Consider the following 18,668-nt stretch of genomic DNA (forward strand, 5'->3'; position numbering starts at 1 on the left):
CTACGCCGCTGGTCCCCAGCCGTCCGCCGCCGCTCCTCGGCCGTACCCGTACGGCTGCTCACCGCTTCTTCCGCACGCGGTCGAGTTCGGCCGACACCTTCCGTACGACCGCCTTCAGTTCGCTCTCCGGGTTCGCGCCGTCCTTGATGATCCGGCTCAGCGCGTCCTGGTAGGCGGTCTGGGCGGCCGGGGTCCACAGCAGGGGCTGGGCGTGGCCGTGGTCGGTGGTGAGGCGCACGGCGTCGGCGGCGGCGCCCGTGCGCAGCTTGGCGGCCTTCTTCGCCAGCGAGATCCGGGCCGGGATGTGGAAGCCGTAGGAGAGCGCGAAGTCCTCCTGGTCGTCGGTGCGGTCCACCCACAGCCACTTCACGTACTCCTCGGCCGCGTCCCGGTGGCGGCTGCGGGCGCTGACGGCGGCGGCGTACGCGCCGACCGGCACGGCGGGCCGCCCGGCCGGACCGTCCTGCGGGAACGGCAGGACGCCGAAGTCGTCGCCGAGTTCCTTCCGCACCTGGGGCAGCGCCCACAGCCCCGACCACTGCATGGCGGTCAGGCCCTGGAGGAAGGCGGACGGGTCGGACCAGTCGGCGGGCGCGCCGAGCAGCAGGGACTTGTCGGCGTAGAGCCGGCGGAGCTTGGCGAGGGTGCGGGCGGCGGCCGGGTCGTCGAAGCCCACCGTGCCCGCGTCGGTGACGAGCTGGAGTCCGGCCGCGTACAGGGGCGTTCCGCCGAGGACGCCGGCGCCGCCGTCGTTGCCGAGGAAGAGGCCCTTGGTCTTCCGGGTGGTGAGCTTCTTCGCGGCGTCGACGAGGGCGTCGAGGGTGGCGGGCGGCTCCACGCCGGCGTCCTTGAGCGCGCTCTTGCGGTAGTAGAGCAGCTGCATGTCGATGACCTGCGGGACGCCCCAGATCTTCCCGTCGTACGTCTTCGGGGTGAGCACCGCCGGGTTGATGTCGTCCTTGACGCCGGCGAGGAGGCCGGTGAGGTCGGCGACCTGGCCGCCCTGGATCTGGTCCAGGGTGGGTCCGTTGACCTCGAAGACGTCGGGCCCGGAGTCGGTGAGCAGGGCGGCGGCGCTCTGCTGGTCGTAGTCGCCCGGCCGCCACTGGACGGTGACGTGCGCCTTCTTGTACGCGGCGGCGTACCGCTTCACCGCCTGCTCGGTGCCCGGCTCGCCGTACTGGTGGTACCACTGCGAGAGGGCCGGCCCGGAGCCGCCGCCCCCGTCACCGCCCCCGTCGCCGCGCCCGGTGTTGCTTCCGCAGGCGGTGAGCAGCCCGCCGCCCGCGACCGCCCCGGCGGCGAGCAGTGCCCTGCGGCTGATGGTCATGCGCTCCCCCTGACGCTCGTCCCGCGGGCCGGTGCCCGCGCACGGCCCAACGATCAACCATGCGCGGCGATCACGACAGGCGTGTTGCGGCAGTGTGCCGATGTCAAGAGCGTCGAACCGGCCACGCGCGAGGGGCGGCCCCGCTCACGCGCCCAGGGCGGTGTACGCCACCCCGGTCAGCTCCTCGGAGGCGGCCCACAGCCGGGCCGCGGCCCGGTCGTCGCGGGTCCAGGGCGCCCGCGGGGAGGGCGCCGGGGCGCCGCGCCACATGGCGAAGGAGGGGCCGGTGAAGGAGTCGGGCCGCACGCCGGGCGCGGTGGCCGCGTACAGGGTGGGCAGGGCGCCGGCCTCGGCGGGCTGGGCGACGGCCCGGTTGGCGAGTTCCATCAGCCGCTCGGCCCCGCGGCGGCCCTCGGCGCGCGGCCCGGCGGTCTGCAGGCCGGTCGCCGCGTACCCCGGATGCGCGGCGGCGGCGACCGGGTCCGCCCCGGCCGCCGCGAGCCGGCGGGCCAGCTCGTGTGTGAAGAGCAGATTGGCGGTCTTGGACCGGGCGTAGGCGGTCCAGCGCCGGTACGCGCGCTCGCCGCCGAGGTCGCGCGGGTCGATGTTCGCCAGCACGTGCAGCATGCTGGAGACGGTCACGACGCGGGCCCCGGGCGTGGCCAGCAGCGTGGGCAGCAGGAGCCCGGTCAGCGCGAAATGCCCCAGGTGGTTGACCCCGAACTGCGTCTCGAATCCATCGGCGGTCCGCCCGTACGGCAGCGCCATCACGCCCGCGTTGTTGACGAGCAGGTCGAGCCGGTCGTACGGGTACGCCCGCGCGAACTCCCGTACGGAGGCCAGGTCGGCGAGGTCCAGCGCGGCGGCCTCCACCCGGGCCCCGGGGGCCTCCCGCCCGATCCGCGCCACCGCCTCGCTCCCCCGCGCCGCACTGCGGCAGGCCAGCACCACCCGGGCGCCCTTGCGGGCCAGCTCCCGGGCCGTGACGTACCCGAGACCGCCGTTGGCTCCGGTGACGACGGCGGTACGGCCGCGCAGGTCGGGAATGTCACCGGCGTTCCAGCCGGACCGTTTCCGCATGGACATCACCGTACTTCCGTATGCGGTCGCCCACGGACAGCGAGGGGGCAGGCAGGGACGGAGACGAAGGGGCGGGCAAGGAGGGAGACGGAGGGGCGGACAGGGTGGACCTACCCGGCCATTCCGGTGATTCCCCCCGCGTGTCGGTATCAAGGTCCGGCGGGCCGGTTACCCACAGGAGTATGACCACTGCACGCCGTCTGCCGCCCCCGCGCTCGCTCGCCGCGATATGCGCCCTGGGCGGTTCCGCTCTGCTGCTGACCGCCTGCTCGGGGACCGGGACGACCGGTTCGAGCGCCGAGGCGGCCGAGGCCAGCCCCACCTCCTCGATGTCCGCCCCCATGTCCTCCCCCTCACCCTCCGGTTCGCTGACGCAGGACCAGACCGAGCGCCGGGATCTGATCCCGAAGGCGCACGTCACCTGGGACAAGGCCGCCGACACCGCCGTCAAGGAGGTCTCCGGCGGCAAGCTCGTGGGGATCGAGCTGAAGTCCGTCTCCCACGACACCATGAACTCGTCGGGCTCGCCCAGCCCGAGCATGCCCAACCCGGCCCCCTCCCAGGGCGCGGCGGAGTGGGTGGCGAAGGTCGCCGCCGCCGACGGCACGGTGCACCGCGTCGACGTGGACGCGGCCAACGGCAAGGTCTTCCGCAGCCAGGCCGAACCGGGCCAGGACTCCGGCGACAAGAGCAAGATCGCCGACCGCCTGAAGAAGGCCGCCAAGACCCCCGCGCAGGCGGCGAAGACGGCCACCGACAAGACCAAGGGCACCGTCACCGCCGTCTCCCTCGACGAGAACAACTCCCACAAGCTGGTCTGGTCCGTCGACGTCGTCGACACGAAGAACTGGAACAAGACGACGTACGACGTCGACGCGGCCAACGGCAACGTGCTGCGCCAGCACGTCGACCGCGACTGAGACGCCACCGGCCCGCGGAAGCACGACACGAGAGGAGGGACGGCACCCCGCACAGGGTGCCGTCCCTCCTCTCGTGTGCCGGAGTCCCCGTCGCAATCGGTAGTGAGGGTCGGGGACTGCGTCGGGGACTCCGGGGTCCGGCGGGGCTAGCGGTGGTCGCTGCCCTGGGACTGGCTGGCCGCGCGGCCCGCTTCCAGGCGGGCGACCGGGATGCGGAACGGGGAGCAGGAGACGTAGTCGAGGCCCGCCTCGTGGAAGAAGTGGACGGACTCCGGGTCGCCGCCGTGCTCGCCGCAGACGCCGAGCTTGAGGTCGGGGCGGGTGGCGCGGCCGGCCTTGGCGGCGGCCTTCACCAGGGAGCCGACGCCGTCCTTGTCGATCGTCTCGAACGGGCTGACGCCGAAGATGCCCTTCTCCAGGTAGGCGGTGAAGAAGCTCGCCTCCACGTCGTCGCGGCTGAAGCCCCACACCGTCTGGGTCAGGTCGTTGGTGCCGAAGGAGAAGAACTCCGCGGCCTCCGCGATCTGCCCGGCGGTGAGCGCGGCCCGTGGCAGCTCGATCATCGTGCCGATGGCCAGCTTGAGTTCGGTGCCGGTGGCCGCCTCGACCTCCGCGATGACCTTGTCGGCCTCGTCGCGGACGATCTCCAGCTCCTGGACGGTGCCGACCAGCGGGATCATGATCTCGGCGCGCGGGTCACCCTTGGCGTTCCGGCGCTCGGCGGCGGCCTCCGCGATGGCGCGGACCTGCATGGTGAACAGGCCGGGGATGACCAGGCCGAGGCGGACACCGCGCAGGCCCAGCATCGGGTTCTGCTCGTGCAGCCGGTGCACGGCCTGGAGCAGGCGCAGCTCGTTCTCGTGCGGCTCCTGGCGGGACTCGGCCAGGGCCACGCGGACCGACAGCTCGGTGATGTCGGGCAGGAACTCGTGCAGCGGCGGGTCCAGGAGGCGGACGGTGACCGGGAGGCCGTCCATCGCCTCGAAGAGTTCGACGAAGTCCTTCTTCTGCAGCGGCAGCAGCTGCTTGAGCGACGCCTCGCGCTCGTCCTGCGTGTCGGCCAGGATCAGCCGCTCGACCAGTTCCCTGCGGTCGCCGAGGAACATGTGCTCGGTGCGGCACAGGCCGATGCCCTGCGCGCCGAAGCGGCGGGCGCGCAGCGCGTCCTCGGCGTTGTCGGCGTTGGCGCGCACCCGCAGCCGGCGCTTGCGGTCGGCGAAGGCCATGATCCGGTGGACGGCCTCGACCAGCTCGTCGGCGTCGTCGGCGCCGGCGTGCATCCGGCCCTCGAAGTACTCCACGACCGGGGACGGGACCACCGGGACCTCGCCCAGGTAGACCTTGCCGGAGGAGCCGTCGATGGAGATGACGTCGCCCTCCTCGACGACGTGCCCGCCCGGTACGACCATGCGGCGGCGCTTGGTGTCGACCTCCAGGTCCTCCGCGCCGCAGACACAGGTCTTGCCCATGCCGCGGGCGACCACGGCCGCGTGGGAGGTCTTGCCGCCGCGCGAGGTCAGGATGCCCTCGGCGGCGATCATGCCGTCCAGGTCGTCGGGGTTGGTCTCCCGGCGCACCAGGATGACCTTCTCGCCCGAGCGGGACCACTTGACGGCGGTGTACGAGTCGAAGACCGCCTTGCCGACCGCCGCGCCCGGGGAGGCGGCGATGCCGCGGCCGACCTGCTCGACCTTGGCGCCGTCGTCGAAGCGGGGGAACATCAGCTGGGCGAGCTGGGCGCCGGTGACCCGCTGGAGCGCCTCGGCCTCGTCGATCAGGCCCTGGTCCACGAGCTGGGTGGCGATCCGGAAGGCCGCGCCCGCGGTGCGCTTGCCGACCCGGGTCTGCAGCATCCACAGCTGGCCGCGCTCGATGGTGAACTCGATGTCGCAGAGATCCTTGTAGTGGTTCTCCAGGGTCTCCATGATCTGCATCAGCTGGTCGTACGACTTCTTGTCGATCTGCTCCAGCTCGGCGAGCGCCACGGTGTTGCGGATGCCCGCCACCACGTCCTCGCCCTGCGCGTTCTGCAGGTAGTCGCCGTAGACGCCCTGGTGGCCGGAGGCCGGGTCGCGGGTGAAGGCGACGCCGGTGCCGGAGTCGGGGCCGAGGTTGCCGAAGACCATCGAGCAGACGTTGACGGCGGTGCCCAGGTCGTGCGGGATGCGCTCCTGGCGGCGGTAGAGCTTGGCGCGCTCGCCGTTCCAGGAGTCGAAGACCGCCTTGATGGCGAGGTCCATCTGCTCGCGCGGCTCCTGCGGGAAGTCCCGGCCGGCCTCCTTCTTGACGATCTTCTTGAAGGTGGTGACCAGCTTCTTGAGGTCGGCGGCCTCCAGCTCGGTGTCGACCGTGACCTTCTTGGCCGCCTTGGCCGCCTCCAGCGCGTCCTCGAAAAGTTCGCCGTCGACGCCGAGGACGGTCTTGCCGAACATCTGGATGAGGCGGCGGTAGGAGTCCCACGCGAAGCGGTCGTCGCCGGCCTGCTTGGCCAGGCCCTGTACCGACTTGTCCGACAGGCCGATGTTCAGAACGGTGTCCATCATGCCGGGCATGGAGAACTTCGCCCCGGAGCGGACGGAGACCAGCAGCGGGTCGCCGGCCTGGCCGAGCTTCTTGCCCATCTTCTGCTCAAGGGCGTCGAGGTGCGCACTCACCTCGTCGCGCAGGGCCGCCGGCTCCTCGCCGCTGTCGAGGTAGACCTTGCAGGCCTCGGTGGTGATGGTGAAGCCCGGAGGGACGGGCAGGCCGAGGTTGGTCATCTCGGCGAGGTTCGCGCCCTTGCCGCCGAGGAGGTCCTTGAGGTCCTTGTTGCCCTCGGTGAAGTCGTAGACGAACTTCACGCCCTCAACACTGTTGCCGCGTTCGGCTACCTGGGGGTCTTTGTTTTCCGACACGGGTCTCGACTCCTACGAGGACGCGGTGGCTGCCCTGACGGCGAGGAACATACCCAGATCGAAGGCATCGCGGTACGTCCACTCGTGCGTCATGTGCGCGTAACCAGTGGTCCGCCAGCGGATCGAAAGTCAAGGCTTGGCAAGCCATCAGGGCGTGGTGTTTTCACTTCTTGAACGAATCAACCTCCACAGATGGGTCTAAGCGCTCACATGAGCGCCTCTGAGCACGGTTGAGTTTAATCGATGAACGATCAAGCCATGGCACTGAGTGCCACTCCTTGGAGAAGTGCAGTCGCGCATGATCCGCTCATCTGAGCGCAGCCCTTATCAAGGGTGGCGAGAATCACGCTGCCACAGGCGGCGGAATTCCACCATGCGGACAGTGAACGGGGGCGCCGGGCGAGCCGTACGGGAGTGCGGCGGCGGGCCTCCTCCTCTCCCCGGGCGGCCCGCCACCGGCCGCCACCGGCCGCCTCACTCCGCGACGCCGCGCACGGAAGGACCTCCGGGTGCCTCAGCAGACGAGTACTACACGTACACAGCCGCTTCGCTCCCCGGGCTCCTCCGGCTCCCCCGGCTCCCCCGGGCGCCCCCGATTCCTCCGGTTGCTCCGATTCCCGCGGCCCCCTCGGCCCACCTGGCTCCGCCGCCTCCCCCGTCCCTGTACCGCGCGGGCCGCCCACCCGGCGCTCGCGCGCGCCCTCTCCCTCACGGTCACCGCCCTGGCCCTCGCGCTCGTCACCGGCGCGCTGCTGCTGCCGGACCGGCAGGAGCAGCTCCAGCCCGCCGCGTTCCTGCGGGTGCCGGTGGAGGGGCTGCTCGGGGCGGCCGCGCTGACCGCGCTGCCGCGCGGGCCGCGCACGGCCGTGGCGGCGCTCGGCGGGGTGGCACTCGGTGCACTGACCGTGCTGAACGTGACCGACATGGAGTTCCAGCAGTACCTCGGCCGGGACTTCGACGTGATCCTGGACTGGCAGCTGCTCGGCGACGCCCGGTCCTACCTCGCGGACACCCTGGGCGGCACGGTCGCGGTGCTCGCCGCCGCCGGGGCGGTCCTGCTGGTGCTGGTGCTGCTCGCCGTGATGGCGCTGGCGGTGGTCCGCGTCGGCGGTGTCCTCGGCCGCGACACCTCCCGCGCGACGGCCGCGCTGCTGGTGCTGAGCACGGTGTGGATGAGCTGCACGGCCCTCGACCTGCGCGACTCCGGGGTGCCGGTGGCCTCCGAGCACACCGTCACCCTGCTGGGGCAGCGCGAGCGGGCGGTGCGGGCGACGATCCGCGACGAGCGGGAGTTCGCGCGGACGGCGCGCGCGGACCCGTTCGGCGCCACCCCGCCCGCGCAGCTCGTGCCCGCGCTGCGCGGCAAGGACATGATCTTCACGTTCGTCGAGAGCTACGGCCGCAGCGCGATCGAGGACCCGGTCGAGGCACCCGGTGTCGACCGGACCCTCGCCGCGGGCACCCAGGCCCTCGCCAGGGCCGGGTTCCACGCCAGGAGCGGCTGGCTGACGTCGGCGACGTACGGCGGCGGCAGCTGGCTGGGGCACTCCACGTTCATGTCGGGCCTGTGGATCGACAACCAGAACCGGTACCGCACGGTGACCTCCGGCGACCGCCTCACCCTCACCGAGGCGTTCAGGAAGACCGGCGCCTGGGACACCGTCGGCATCATGCCGGGCGTGCAAAAGGGCTGGCCGGAGGCGAAATGGTACGGCCTGGACAAGGTCTACAACGCCTTCCGGCTGGGTTACGCGGGCCCGAAGTTCAGCTGGTCCACGATGCCCGACCAGTACGCCCTGGAGGCGTTCCAGCGGCTGGCCCACGGCACGCCGCACGACAAGCCGCTGGCGTCGTTCGTCATCCTCACCTCCAGCCACCAGCCCTGGGCGCCGGTGCCGACGATGACCGACTGGGACCGGCTCGGCGACGGCGCGGCCTTCCAGGGCGTCGAGGCGGCCGGCGCCAAACCCCAGGACGTCATCGCGGACCCGGCCCGCTCCCGCGCGGCGTACGGCACGTCGATCCAGTACTCGGTGACCGCCCTGACCCAGTGGCTGGAACGCTACGGCGGCGCGAACACCGTGCTCGTCCTCCTCGGCGACCACCAGCCCATCGCCCGGGTCAGCGGCGAGCACGCCGGCCGGGACGTGCCGGTGTCCGTCGTCGCCAAGGACCCCGAGGTCCTCGACCGGATCTCGGACTGGGGCTGGAGCGACGGGCTGCGCCCCGCGCACGACGCCCCGGTATGGCCGATGAGCGCCTTCCGCGACCGCTTCCTGACGGCGTACGGGTCCGTACCGCATCCGTCGAAGGGGTGAGGGGGCGCGGCGGCGCGGGGCCTTCCCAGGGCCGCGGCGCCGGGAGCCTCGCGGGACTCGGCGGGTCTCAGGACGCCTCCAACGCCGCCCGGGCCGTCTCGGTGAATTGCTCCAGGCAGGTCAGATACGCCTGGCGGGCCGCGCCGAACCGGTCCCGGGCGCCCGCCTCGCCGAGGGAGACGTGCCACAGGGACCGGCTCACCTCGGTGGCCGCCGCCTGCACGGCCCGGGCCGCCGCCGCGGTCCCCGCGGGACCCTCCAGCGCCAGGGCGCGCACCGCGTGCATGAGCGGGTCGTACGCCTCGCGCACCGCGCCACGCAGCTCCTGCACACGGGCCAGGAACCGGTCGCCGTCACCGTGCCGGAAGTGCGCGTCGAGGACCGCGCGGTACAGCTCGCCCAGGGTGTGGGCCCGCTCCAGCAGCTCCAGGCAGGCGGCTCGCCGCGCCTCCCGTACGCGCCCGCGATGCTCGACGTCCGCCGCCACCCGGGCCTGCGTCCGGGCCGTGCGCACGTTCCCCAGGCTCGTCACCCAGCTCGCCAGTACGGCCGTGCCGCTGGTGAGCGCCGCCACCCATAACGCGCTGTCCGCCACGCGGACCAGTGTCGGCGGGCCGCGCCACCGCTGTCGAGAGCCCGGCGCGGCCGGCCGGTCAGCCGCCGGAGGTGTCCAGTTCCGCGTCCTCGGTGACGCCCGCGCAGTCGTACGGGTCCTTGAGCCAGCCGTCCGGCAGGACGACCCGGTTGTTGCCGGAGGTGCGGCCGCGGGGGCCGTCCGCGCCGGCCGGCCAGGGCTGGTCGAGGTCCAGCTCGTCCAGGCCGGCGCGCAGCGCGGCCAGGGAGGAGGTGACCGCGAGCCGCTTGCGCATCTCGGAGCCGACCGCGAAGCCCTTGAGGTACCAGGCGACATGCTTGCGGAAGTCGATGACACCGCGCGACTCGTCGCCGAGCCACTCGCCGAGCAGCGTGGCGTGCCGGACCATGACGTCGGCGACCTCGCGCAGGGCGGGCCGCGCACGGTCGTCCGTACGGCCCTCGAAGGCGGCCACCAGATCGGCGAAGAGCCACGGCCGGCCCAGGCAGCCGCGGCCGACGACCACGCCGTCGCAGCCGGTCTCGCGCACCATCCGCAGGGCGTCCTCGGCCGACCAGATGTCGCCGTTGCCGAGCACCGGGATCTCCGGCACGTGCTCCTTGAGGCGGGCGATGGCCTCCCAGTCGGCGGTGCCGCCGTAGTGCTGGGCGGTGGTGCGGCCGTGCAGGGCGATGGAGGTGACGCCCTCCTCGACGGCGATCCGGCCGGCGTCCAGGTAGGTGAGGTGGTCGTCGTCGATGCCCTTGCGCATCTTCATGGTGACCGGCAGGTCCCCCGCGCCGCTGACCGCCTCGCGCAGGATCGAACGGAGCAGGTGGCGCTTGTAGGGGAGGGCGGAGCCGCCGCCCTTGCGGGTCACCTTGGGGACCGGGCAGCCGAAGTTGAGGTCGATGTGGTCGGCGAGGTCCTCCTCCGCGATCATGCGGACGGCCTTGCCGACGGTCGCCGGGTCGACGCCGTACAGCTGGATCGAGCGCGGCCGCTCGCTCGCGTCGAACCGGATGAGCTGCATGGTCTTCTCGTTGCGCTCGACCAGGGCCCGAGTGGTGATCATCTCGCTGACGAACAGGCCTTTGCCGCCGCTGAACTCCCGGCACAGGGTACGGAAGGGCGCGTTGGTGATGCCGGCCATGGGGGCCAGGACGACCGGGGGCCGGACGGTGTGCGGACCGATCTGGAGGGGGGACTCGGGCATGGGCATTCCCCTATTGTCGCGTATCCGCGTCACCCGTCCGCGCCGTGCCCGCATCGCATCGCGTCGCGTCCACCAAGGATCATGTAACAGTCATTAGTTAACCGCACTATCGAATCACGTACGATGGAACGCATGCCCGAGCTGAGTCACCGCCGGCGTCTGCTGGTGCTCGCGATCTGCTGCATGAGCCTGCTGATCGTGAGCCTGGACAACACCGTCCTGAACGTCGCCCTGCCCTCGATGCAGCGCGAGCTGCACGCCAGTACGTCCGGTCTGCAGTGGACCATCGACGCCTACACGCTCGTCCTGGCGTCGCTGCTGATGCTCTCGGGCTCCACGGCCGACCGCATCGGCCGCAAACGGGTCTTCATGGTGGGGCTGGCCGTCTTCGGCGTCGGCTCGCTGCTGTGCTCGCTCGCGCCCAGCCTGGAACTGCTGATCGTCTTCCGGATGGTGCAGGCGGTGGGCGGCTCGATGCTCAATCCGGTCGCCATGTCGATCATCACCAACACCTTCACCGACCCGCGCGAGCGCGCCCGCGCGATCGGCGTGTGGGGCGCCGTGGTCGGCATATCGATGGCCGCCGGGCCGCTGGTGGGCGGGCTGCTGGTGGAGTCGGTGGGCTGGCGCTCGATCTTCTGGCTCAACCTGCCGGTCGTCCTGGTCGCGGTCCTGCTCACCCTCCGCTTCGTCCCCGAGTCCCGCGCGCCCCGGGCCCGCCGCCCCGACCCGGTCGGGCAGGTGCTGGTCATCGCCCTGTTCGGCGCGCTGACGTACGCGATCATCGAGGCGCCGGACGCGAGCGCCGCCGTGGCCGTGCCGTTCGCCGTCGTCGCGCTGGCCGCGCTGGCCGGCCTGCTGTGGTACGAGCCGCGCCGCGCCGAACCCCTCATCGACCTGCGCTTCTTCCGCTCGGCGCCGTTCAGCGGGGCCACCGTGATCGCGGTCAGCGCGTTCGCGGCGCTCGGCGGCTTCCTGTTCCTGTCCACGCTGTACCTGCAGAACGTGCGCGGCCTGGACGCCCTGCACGCCGGGCTGTGGATGCTGCCCATGGCGGCGCCGACGTTCCTGTGCGCGCCGCTGTCCGGACGGCTGGTCGGCACCCGGGGGCCGCGGCTGCCGCTGCTGGTGGCCGGGACCGCCATGACGGTGAGCGCGGTGCTGTTCGCGGCCTTCGAGGCGGAGACGTCGAACCTGACCCTGGTCATCGGCTACGTCCTGTTCGGCATCGGCTTCGGCTTCGTCAACGCCCCCATCACCAACACCGCCGTCTCCGGCATGCCCCGCGCCCAGGCCGGGGTGGCCGCCGCCGTGGCCTCCACCAGCCGCCAGCTCGGCCAGACCCTCGGCGTCGCGATCGTCGGCGCCCTGCTGGCCTCCGGCGTCGGCTCCTCCCCCTACAAGGACACCTTCGTCTCGGCCGCCCGCCCCGGCTGGTGGGTCCTGGTGGTGTGCGGCGCGGCCGTCCTCACCCTGGGCGCGATCACCTCCGGCCGCTGGGCCCGCCGCACCGCCGAACACACCGCCGACCGCCTCCAGGAGAACGAGGTCCGCGAGGCGGCGGGCGTCAGCGCGTGAACCGGCTCACCGGAGAGCGGCGAGGACGCGGGCCCGCAGGAGCGCGTCGGTAAGGAGGTCAGGACTCCGCCACTCCGAGGCGCTGATTTCCTCCTCCTGCAACGTCATCTCCACGGGGCCAGTGGTGCGGAACAGGTACCGGACGTCCGCGTGCCGGTGCGCCGGCTCACCCTTGGCGTCGTTCGCGGGAATGTCATGCACATCGATGTGGACGGGACCGGGCAGCAGTGGCGCGATGCCCGCCCGGACGGGGTCCGCGAATCGTTCGCGGGACAGCTCGTCCACGGCGAACGTCCGTTCCACCTCGCGTTTCGCGCCACGGTCGACGGACTTGGGCTTGGGCAGCACCCCTCGCAGGTTCGAGACAGCGCCGACCGCGCGCACGAACGCGGGCCGTTCGGGCAGGAGATGCGTCACCAGCAGCGAGGCCGGTATCGCGGGAGGTGCGAACTGCCGTGTGATGCGGGCGAAGTACGCGTTCAGCCGGGCACGTTCCCGGGTCTCCATGGGACATCCCTCCTTCATGAGCGGAACGAGATCGAAGCGGATGGGTGAGGGGCGGAGTCTCACTACGGGCGTGTCCGGTTGCCGCGCAGGGCTGCGGCAGCGGCCCGGTCGCGGCGAGGGGTCTTCCACTCGTCCAGCCGCTCAGCGACCCACCTGCGGGTCACGGCGAACTCGCGGGCGAGGGACGCGACGGACGCCAGACCCTCGCGGTACCGGTCGATCACCTCGGCACGGCACTCGATGAAGCGCGCGCGGGCCGCCTGCACCTCGTCCGCCGTCCGGCGTGGCATCCGCCCCCGGAAGACGTATCCGGGACGGCACTGGCGCAGATGCGTCATCTGGCGGGCCCGGCGGGTGACGCCCCACTCGGCCAGCCGGGCCCGCAGCCAGGTCTCGGACACGCCGTAGTCCTCCGCGATCCGGAGCAGGGGCGCGCCGGCCCGGTAGCGCGCGATGATCTCCTCCTGGCCGGCTCGGGCGGCCTCCCGCGCGGCGGCGGCCCGGACCGGGCGGACGGACAAGGTGGAGGCGCAGTCCACGTCCGGCACCTCCAGCATGAGCGGGAAGCCGCCCTTGCCGTCCGGCTGGGGGACGGTGGCCACCCGCATGGCCGGCGTCGGCTCGGCCCACCGTGAGCGGTCACTTTCCACGGCTGCACCCCGATCGCCGGGCCTGCTCCATACCGCTCAGCACCGCCTGTGCCCGGCGTACCGCCGCGCGACGCTGCCGGGGCGTGGCGAGCCACCAGTCGGCGGACGCTCGCGCCCGCCGCCACAGCGAGCGAACGCCACCGCGCGTGTCCTCGCACCAGTCCCGGACCCTGGCGAGCCGGGTCCGCTGGGCACTCGGTTCCACTTCCGCTTCGGCAAAGACGGCCGCCAACAGGTCGATCCGGTTCTGCCCGCAGTAGGCCGCCAGGTAGCTCACGCGTACGGCACGGCGCTCGTGCTTCCGGCGGCGGCTCACAGGATCTCGCCCCGGCTGCGGGCGTTCGCGCGGGCGGTCCCGGCGCGCAGGCGCTCCGCGTCGTTCGCGAGGCGCACGCGGGCGGGCTCCGCCTCCCACTCGGCGCCGCCGCACACCGGCCGCAGCGACCAGTAGGGGCCGGCCACTCCACGGAACTCCCCTATGGCGTCGTCCCGGCCGGCGTCCACCATGAGGGTGCCCACGGCCGGAAGGGTGCGGGGCTCTCGCGGGTCGGCAGGGCTGTGCGTGCCGGACATGGCCGTTCCTCTCCGTAGCGGTTTCACTACCAAGCGAAATCAGCGTGGCGTAAAGTCAGAGGTCACTCAACGTGTCAGTCCTGGCGGGAGAGTTGGTGCCGCGTTGGTCAATCGCAAGGAGCTTCGACCCGAGAGCAGCCCACAGGCCGGCTTCGGCGCACAGCTGCGCAGTTGCCGGGAGAACAGGGGGTGGAAGCAGGAAGATCTGGGCGAGGAGATGGGGTACTCCAGCACCCATGTCTCGGCTGTGGAAACTGGTCGCAAGATGGCGACTTTGCGCTTCTCGCGCAGTGCCGACCGGGCGTTGGGCACAGGGGACTTGTTCGAGCGCAAGTACCGCGAGATCAAGCACGGGGTTCTGCTGGAAGGCTTCCCCGAGTACGTCGGACACGAAGGCCGCGCGGTCGAGATCCGCCTGTACGAGATCGGGATCATTCCCGGTCTGTTGCAGACACCGGAGTACGCGCGGGTGTTGGCCGACAGCGCGGTGGGGCGGGGGGCCATCACAGCCGATTACGCCGCCGAGCGCGTCGCAGTTGTCGCCGAGCGCCAAAAGGCTCTAGAGCGACGCCATCCACCGATGATCTTCGCGGTGATGGACGAGAGTTGCCTTCGACGCCCCATCGGAGGCTCCGCGGTGATGCGCGCCCAGTTCGACCGGCTGATCGAGTTCGCCGAACGCCCCAACACGGTGTTGCAGGTGGCGCCGTACGGGCTGGGTGAACGTCGCCCCTTCGACCTGCCCGTCTATTTACTGACCCTGGCGGACCGGTCCATGATGTGCTATGCCGAGTCCCAGACGCAGGGACACCTTGATCGCGAAACCACGTCCGTGCTACCGGTCCTGACGGCCTACCATCAACTACAGGCCGAAGCACTCTGCCAGGCGGCATCCGTGGAATTGATCGAAGAGCTTCGAAGGGGCACCTAGTGACGACGACCGACTCTCCCCGCTGGTTCACGTCCTCCTACAGCAACAACGGCGGCGCCTGCGTCGAGGTCGCCGTCAACCTCACCACCTCCCACGGCATGGTCCCCGTCCGCGACTCCAAGAACACCACCGGCCCGGTCCTGAACATCCCCGCCGACTCGTTCTCGTCCTTCGTCGCGGGAGTCAGGACCGGACAGTTCGGCACCGTCTGAGTCCGCAGCGGCATCCGTGACCGTGACCGAGCAGCTACGAAAGGGCACCTCATGGTGACGACCGACACCCCCCGCTGGTTCACGTCCTCCTACAGCGACAACGGCGGCAACTGCGTCGAGGTCGCCGTCAACCTCACCACCTCCCACGGCATGGTCCCCGTCCGCGACTCCAAGAACACCACCGGCGCGGTACTGAACTTCCCCGCCGACTCGTTCTCGTCCTTCGTCGCGGGTGTCAGGGCCGGGCAGTTCGGCACCGTCTGAGTCCGCAGCGGCATCCGTGACCGTGACCGAGCAGCTACGAAAGGGCACCTCGTGACGACGACCGACACCCCCCGCTGGTTCACGTCCTCCTACAGCAACAACGGCGGCGACTGTGTCGAGGTCGCCGTCAACCTCATCCCCTCCCACGGCGTGGTCCCCGTCCGCGACTCCAAGCACACCACCGGCGCGGTACTGAACTTCCCCGCCGACTCGTTCTCCTCCTTCGTCGCAGGAGTCAAAGCAGGCGAGTACGGGAGCATCTGACTCCGACGCGCTACCCCCTCGAATCCAGTCGCCCCCTCCCCCACCCCCCTGCCATCATCCACGCATGATCACCCTCACCGATGACCTCGGACACCTCTCCTACGACACAGCCGGTGACGGACCCCCCGTCGTGCTCGTGCACGCCGGTGTCGCCGATCACCGGATGTGGGACGGGGTCGTGCCCGCGCTCGCGGAGCGGTACACCGTGATCCGGTACGACCTGCGGGGCTTCGGTGAGTCGGGGCTGCCGACGGGGCCGTACCGGGAGACCGGCGACCTGGGCCGGCTGCTGGATCACCTGGGGCATGAGCGGGTACGGATCGTGGGCGCGTCGTGGGGTGCCCGGGTGGCCCTGGACTTCACGCTCACTCACCCGGAGCGGGTCCACTCGCTGGCGATGCTCGCCGCGCCCTGGCCGCGCTACGACTGGTCCGCGGAGATGATCGCGTACGACGAGGCCGAGACGGCGAGCCTGGAGGCGGGCGACCTCGACGCCGCCGTACGCGTCAACCTGGACATGTGGCTGCGCGGGCCCGCCCGCCACTGGGACGACGTACCCGAGGCACTGGCCGACCGGCTGCGCGGCCCCCTGCGGACCTCGCTGGCGAACCAGGCCATCGTCGGGGAGTACTCCCAGGGGCCCGCGAGCGGAGACCTCGCCGCCGTCCGCGTGCCCACGCTCGTCGGCGTCGGCACGCTCGACGTCCCCGACTTCCAGGACATCGCCCGCCGCTACGCGGCCCAGATCCCCGGCGCCACCCTGGTCGAGTTCGCCGGGGCCGCCCACCTCATCGCCCTGGAGGCACCCACCGAGGTCAGCGCGGCCCTCGGGCCGTTCCTCGCGCGGTAGGCCGCACCCTACGGCCGCCGCTCCAGCGCCAGCGCGTGCAGCTTCTCCAGGCGTTCGCGTGAGTCATCGTCCGCCGGGACGTACGTGACCAGGCGCGGGCCGGTCTCCGGGCTGAGCCACAGGTCGGTGTGGTCGACGACGACGCGGCCGACGTGGGCGTTGCGGAACTCCTTGCGCTTGCCCGAGGGGGCGACCACCTCGTGGCGGTCCCAGGCCGCGCGGAACTCTGGGGACTGGTCGCGCAACCTCTTGAGCAGGCACTTCCAGGCGGGCTCGGCGAGATGGCCGGCCATCGCGGCGCGGAAGCGGGCCGCCATGAGCCGGGTGGCCTCCTCCAGGTGCACCATCGAGGAGCGCCACCCCGCGTGGGTGAAGGCGAGGATCATGCAGTTGCGGTCCTCGGGCGGCACCGCGTCCAGGTCGCAGAAGAGCAGGCCGTAACTGCGGTTGTAGGCCAGGATGTCGTACCGGCTGTTCTGCAGGCAGGCCGGGAAGGGGTCCATCTGCTCCAGCAGCGCCCGCAGCGCGGGGGTGACCGACGGGCAGACCGTGAGCGGCGCCGGGTCGGCGGCGCCGGCCAGCTGGAAGAGGTGGGCGCGCTCGCTGGGGTCCAGCAGCAGGGTGCGGGCGAGGGCGTCCAGGACCTGCACGGAGACCTGGATGTCCCGGGCCTGTTCCAGCCAGGTGTACCAGGTGACGCCCACCGACGAGAGGTGCGCGACCTCCTCGCGGCGCAGGCCCGGGGTGCGGCGCCGGGAGCCGCGCGGCAGGCCGACCCGCTCGGGGGTGATGTGCTCGCGGCGGTGGCGCAGGAAGGCGGCCAGTTCGTGCCGCCGGATCTCCGCCTCCCGCACCGGCGGGGTCCCGGCCGCGCCGGCCGGCGCCGGGGTCCGCTCCCGGACCGCTCCGCGCGCCGGTTCCCGTACGGGCGTCGCCTGCGCCATGGTGGTCATGCCTCCAGTCTGTCCGCCCGCGGACCCTGTTGCCAGGTACTTCCGCTACCAGGATAACGACACTCTGGTACCCGTCTCGGGAAGAGCGCAGGCTCGACGGCGTGACCACCCGAACCCTCCCCTCACCCGTCGTCCGGACCGCCGTCGAGCAGCCTCCCGCACTGGGCGGGCTCGGCCTGTTCACGGTGCTGCTGGGCGCGGCGCTGCCCCTCATCGACTTCTTCATCGTCAACGTCGCCCTGCCCACCATGGGCAGGGACCTGCACGCGAGCGAGTCCGTCCTCGAACTCGTGGTCGCCGGGTACGGGGTGGCGTACGCCGTCCTGCTGGTCCTCGGCGGCCGGCTCGGCGACACCTTCGGCCGGCGCCGGCTCTTCCTCGCCGGCATGGCCGCCTTCGGCCTGACCTCGCTGGCCTGCGGGCTCGCGCCGGACGCCTGGTCGCTGGTGGGGGCGCGGATCGCGCAGGGCGCGGCGGCCGCCGCGATGCTGCCGCAGGTGCTCGCCACCATCCAGGCGGCCACGGCCGGCCGCCGCCGCGCCAAGGCGATGGGCCTGTACGGGGCGACGGCCGGCCTGTCCATGGTGGCCGGGCAGATCCTCGGCGGCGTCCTGGTCGCCGCCGACCTGTGGGGCACCGGCTGGCGCTCGGTCTTCCTGGTGAACGTGCCCGTCGTGATCGCCGGCCTGGTCCTGGCCTCCCGGGCCGTCCCGGAGACCCGCTCGCCGCGCCCCGAGCCGGTCGACGGCCCCGGCACGGTGCTGCTGGCGGCGTCCCTGCTGACGCTGCTGGTGCCGCTCACCGAGGGCCGCGCGGCGGGCTGGCCGCTGTGGACGTGGCTGTCGCTGGCCGCCTTCCCCCTGGCGGCGGGCGCGTTCTACGCGGTGGAGCGGCGCGCCGATCGGCTCGGCCGTACGCCGCTGGTGCCGCCGAGCCTGTTCCGCCTGCTGTCCCTGCGCCGCGGCCTCACGCTGATCGTGCCGTTCTCCATCGGCTTCAGCGGCTTCATGTTCGTCATCGCGGTGGCCCTCCAGCAGGGCGCGGGCCTCGGTCCGGTCCCGGCGGGGCTGGCGCTGGCCCCGATGGCGGTCGTCTTCTTCCTGGTGTCGCTGGCCGGTCCCCGGCTGGTCGCCCGGTTCGGCACCCGGGTGGTGACGGCGGGCGCCGTGGTGCAGCTGGCGGGCGTGGGCCTGATGGCGCTGGCCGCGCACACCTCCTGGCCGCATCTCGGTCTCGTGCAGCTGCTGCCCGGGACGGCGCTGGCCGGTGCGGGGCAGGCGCTGCAACTGCCCATCATCTTCCGGATCGTCCTCTCCGAGGTGCCGGCCGCCCGGGCCGGGGTGGGCAGCGGGGTCATGGTCACCACCCAGCAGTCGGCGCTGGCCCTCGGCGTGGCCACCCTCGGCACGCTGTTCCTGTCCCTGGTCCCCGCCCACGGCATGGGCGCCGCCCTGGTGATCACGCTGCTGGCGCAGCTCGCGGGAATCGTCCTGACCGGGCTGCTCAGCCTGCGGCTGCCCCGCACGATCGGGTGATCCCGGCGGCGGGCGGGGC

General features: G+C 72.1%; 18 protein-coding genes. 9 read left to right on the forward strand and 9 right to left on the reverse strand.

Translation table 11 applies throughout. From position 1 onward, the window contains the following. Positions 1-58: 58 nt before the first annotated feature. Positions 59-1,330, reverse strand: a complete 1,272-nt coding sequence (locus ABZ858_RS28935) for a sugar ABC transporter substrate-binding protein (protein ID WP_361384861.1) — start codon at positions 1,328-1,330, stop codon at positions 59-61. A 144-nt stretch (positions 1,331-1,474) separates the two neighbouring features. Further along, positions 1,475-2,410: an oxidoreductase gene (locus tag ABZ858_RS28940; protein ID WP_361384864.1), complete on the reverse strand. Its 936-nt coding sequence runs from the start codon at positions 2,408-2,410 to the stop codon at positions 1,475-1,477. Positions 2,411-2,592: 182 nt separating this feature from the next. Between ABZ858_RS28940 and ABZ858_RS28945 the strand changes: the two genes are divergently transcribed. Next, positions 2,593-3,330, forward strand: a complete 738-nt coding sequence (locus tag ABZ858_RS28945; protein WP_361384867.1) for a PepSY domain-containing protein — start codon at positions 2,593-2,595, stop codon at positions 3,328-3,330. A 146-nt stretch (positions 3,331-3,476) separates the two neighbouring features. On the opposite strand, the gene ppdK is transcribed toward ABZ858_RS28945, so the two are convergent. Continuing rightward, the gene (gene ppdK, locus ABZ858_RS28950; protein ID WP_361384870.1) at positions 3,477-6,224 is read right to left on the reverse strand and encodes a pyruvate, phosphate dikinase; all 2,748 of its coding nucleotides are present in this window, start codon (positions 6,222-6,224) and stop codon (positions 3,477-3,479) included. A 722-nt stretch (positions 6,225-6,946) separates the two neighbouring features. Here ppdK and ABZ858_RS28955 point away from each other — a divergent pair. Continuing rightward, positions 6,947-8,542, forward strand: coding sequence for a CDP-alcohol phosphatidyltransferase (locus ABZ858_RS28955; RefSeq protein ID WP_361385218.1), 1,596 nt, complete (start codon positions 6,947-6,949; stop codon positions 8,540-8,542). A 67-nt stretch (positions 8,543-8,609) separates the two neighbouring features. On the opposite strand, the gene ABZ858_RS28960 is transcribed toward ABZ858_RS28955, so the two are convergent. Next, positions 8,610-9,137, reverse strand: coding sequence for a hypothetical protein (locus ABZ858_RS28960; protein WP_361384873.1), 528 nt, complete (start codon positions 9,135-9,137; stop codon positions 8,610-8,612). 58 nt (positions 9,138-9,195) lie between these two features. Next, on the reverse strand, positions 9,196-10,332 hold the full coding sequence (dusB, locus tag ABZ858_RS28965; RefSeq protein ID WP_361384876.1) for a tRNA dihydrouridine synthase DusB: 1,137 nt from the start codon (positions 10,330-10,332) through the stop codon (positions 9,196-9,198). 132 nt (positions 10,333-10,464) lie between these two features. Between dusB and ABZ858_RS28970 the strand changes: the two genes are divergently transcribed. Then, on the forward strand, positions 10,465-11,910 hold the full coding sequence (locus tag ABZ858_RS28970) for an MFS transporter (protein WP_361384879.1): 1,446 nt from the start codon (positions 10,465-10,467) through the stop codon (positions 11,908-11,910). Between the two features lie 6 nt (positions 11,911-11,916). On the opposite strand, the gene ABZ858_RS28975 is transcribed toward ABZ858_RS28970, so the two are convergent. From ABZ858_RS28975 to ABZ858_RS28985, 3 genes are all read right to left on the reverse strand, one after another. Further along, complete coding sequence (locus ABZ858_RS28975; protein WP_361384883.1) at positions 11,917-12,417, reverse strand: hypothetical protein; 501 nt, start codon at positions 12,415-12,417, stop codon at positions 11,917-11,919. A 62-nt stretch (positions 12,418-12,479) separates the two neighbouring features. Continuing rightward, positions 12,480-13,067: a hypothetical protein gene (locus ABZ858_RS28980; RefSeq protein WP_361384886.1), complete on the reverse strand. Its 588-nt coding sequence runs from the start codon at positions 13,065-13,067 to the stop codon at positions 12,480-12,482. 312 nt (positions 13,068-13,379) lie between these two features. Continuing rightward, on the reverse strand, positions 13,380-13,640 hold the full coding sequence (locus tag ABZ858_RS28985; protein WP_361384889.1) for a hypothetical protein: 261 nt from the start codon (positions 13,638-13,640) through the stop codon (positions 13,380-13,382). A 103-nt stretch (positions 13,641-13,743) separates the two neighbouring features. On the opposite strand from ABZ858_RS28985, the gene ABZ858_RS28990 reads away from it, so the two are divergent. The 5 genes from ABZ858_RS28990 (at position 13,744) to ABZ858_RS29010 (ending at position 16,161) form a co-directional block, all read left to right on the forward strand. Further along, positions 13,744-14,571 (forward strand): helix-turn-helix transcriptional regulator, encoded by an 828-nt coding sequence (locus ABZ858_RS28990; protein ID WP_361384891.1) that lies wholly within the window; start codon positions 13,744-13,746, stop codon positions 14,569-14,571. Continuing rightward, positions 14,571-14,783: a DUF397 domain-containing protein gene (locus ABZ858_RS28995; RefSeq protein WP_361384893.1), complete on the forward strand. Its 213-nt coding sequence runs from the start codon at positions 14,571-14,573 to the stop codon at positions 14,781-14,783. Before ABZ858_RS28990 ends, ABZ858_RS28995 begins: the two co-directional genes overlap by 1 nt. A gap of 54 nt (positions 14,784-14,837) precedes the next feature. Next, the gene (locus ABZ858_RS29000) at positions 14,838-15,047 is read left to right on the forward strand and encodes a DUF397 domain-containing protein (RefSeq protein ID WP_361385221.1); all 210 of its coding nucleotides are present in this window, start codon (positions 14,838-14,840) and stop codon (positions 15,045-15,047) included. A 51-nt stretch (positions 15,048-15,098) separates the two neighbouring features. Beyond that, positions 15,099-15,311 (forward strand): DUF397 domain-containing protein, encoded by a 213-nt coding sequence (locus tag ABZ858_RS29005; RefSeq protein ID WP_361384895.1) that lies wholly within the window; start codon positions 15,099-15,101, stop codon positions 15,309-15,311. Between the two features lie 64 nt (positions 15,312-15,375). Then, complete coding sequence (locus ABZ858_RS29010; RefSeq protein ID WP_361384898.1) at positions 15,376-16,161, forward strand: alpha/beta fold hydrolase; 786 nt, start codon at positions 15,376-15,378, stop codon at positions 16,159-16,161. An 8-nt stretch (positions 16,162-16,169) separates the two neighbouring features. Here the strand turns inward: ABZ858_RS29010 and ABZ858_RS29015 are convergent, their stop codons facing one another. Beyond that, entirely contained in the window at positions 16,170-17,114 is a 945-nt protein-coding gene (locus ABZ858_RS29015; RefSeq protein WP_361384902.1) for a helix-turn-helix transcriptional regulator, read from the reverse strand. Between the two features lie 101 nt (positions 17,115-17,215). On the opposite strand from ABZ858_RS29015, the gene ABZ858_RS29020 reads away from it, so the two are divergent. Further along, positions 17,216-18,649 carry an MFS transporter gene (locus tag ABZ858_RS29020; RefSeq protein WP_361384905.1) on the forward strand — a complete coding sequence of 478 codons (1,434 nt, stop codon included), beginning with the start codon at positions 17,216-17,218 and terminating at the stop codon, positions 18,647-18,649. The last annotated feature ends 19 nt before the right edge of the window (positions 18,650-18,668 follow it).

Source organism: Streptomyces sp. NPDC047017, from assembly GCF_040644175.1.
Classification (GTDB): Bacteria; Actinomycetota; Actinomycetes; order Streptomycetales; family Streptomycetaceae; genus Streptomyces.

Bases quoted from the DNA above. Each gene is read 5' to 3' on its own strand.
- ABZ858_RS28935 (WP_361384861.1), bottom strand. From the start codon at position 1,330: ATGACCATCAGCCGCAGGGCACTGCTCGCCGCCGGGGCGGTCGCGGGC.
- ABZ858_RS28940 (WP_361384864.1), bottom strand. From the start codon at position 2,410: ATGCGGAAACGGTCCGGCTGGAACGCCGGTGACATTCCCGACCTGCGC.
- ABZ858_RS28945 (WP_361384867.1), top strand. From the start codon at position 2,593: ATGACCACTGCACGCCGTCTGCCGCCCCCGCGCTCGCTCGCCGCGATA.
- dusB (WP_361384876.1), bottom strand. From the start codon at position 10,332: ATGCCCGAGTCCCCCCTCCAGATCGGTCCGCACACCGTCCGGCCCCCG.
- ABZ858_RS28970 (WP_361384879.1), top strand. From the start codon at position 10,465: ATGCCCGAGCTGAGTCACCGCCGGCGTCTGCTGGTGCTCGCGATCTGC.
- ABZ858_RS28975 (WP_361384883.1), bottom strand. From the start codon at position 12,417: ATGGAGACCCGGGAACGTGCCCGGCTGAACGCGTACTTCGCCCGCATC.
- ABZ858_RS28985 (WP_361384889.1), bottom strand. From the start codon at position 13,640: ATGTCCGGCACGCACAGCCCTGCCGACCCGCGAGAGCCCCGCACCCTT.
- ABZ858_RS29010 (WP_361384898.1), top strand. From the start codon at position 15,376: ATGATCACCCTCACCGATGACCTCGGACACCTCTCCTACGACACAGCC.
- ABZ858_RS29015 (WP_361384902.1), bottom strand. From the start codon at position 17,114: ATGACCACCATGGCGCAGGCGACGCCCGTACGGGAACCGGCGCGCGGA.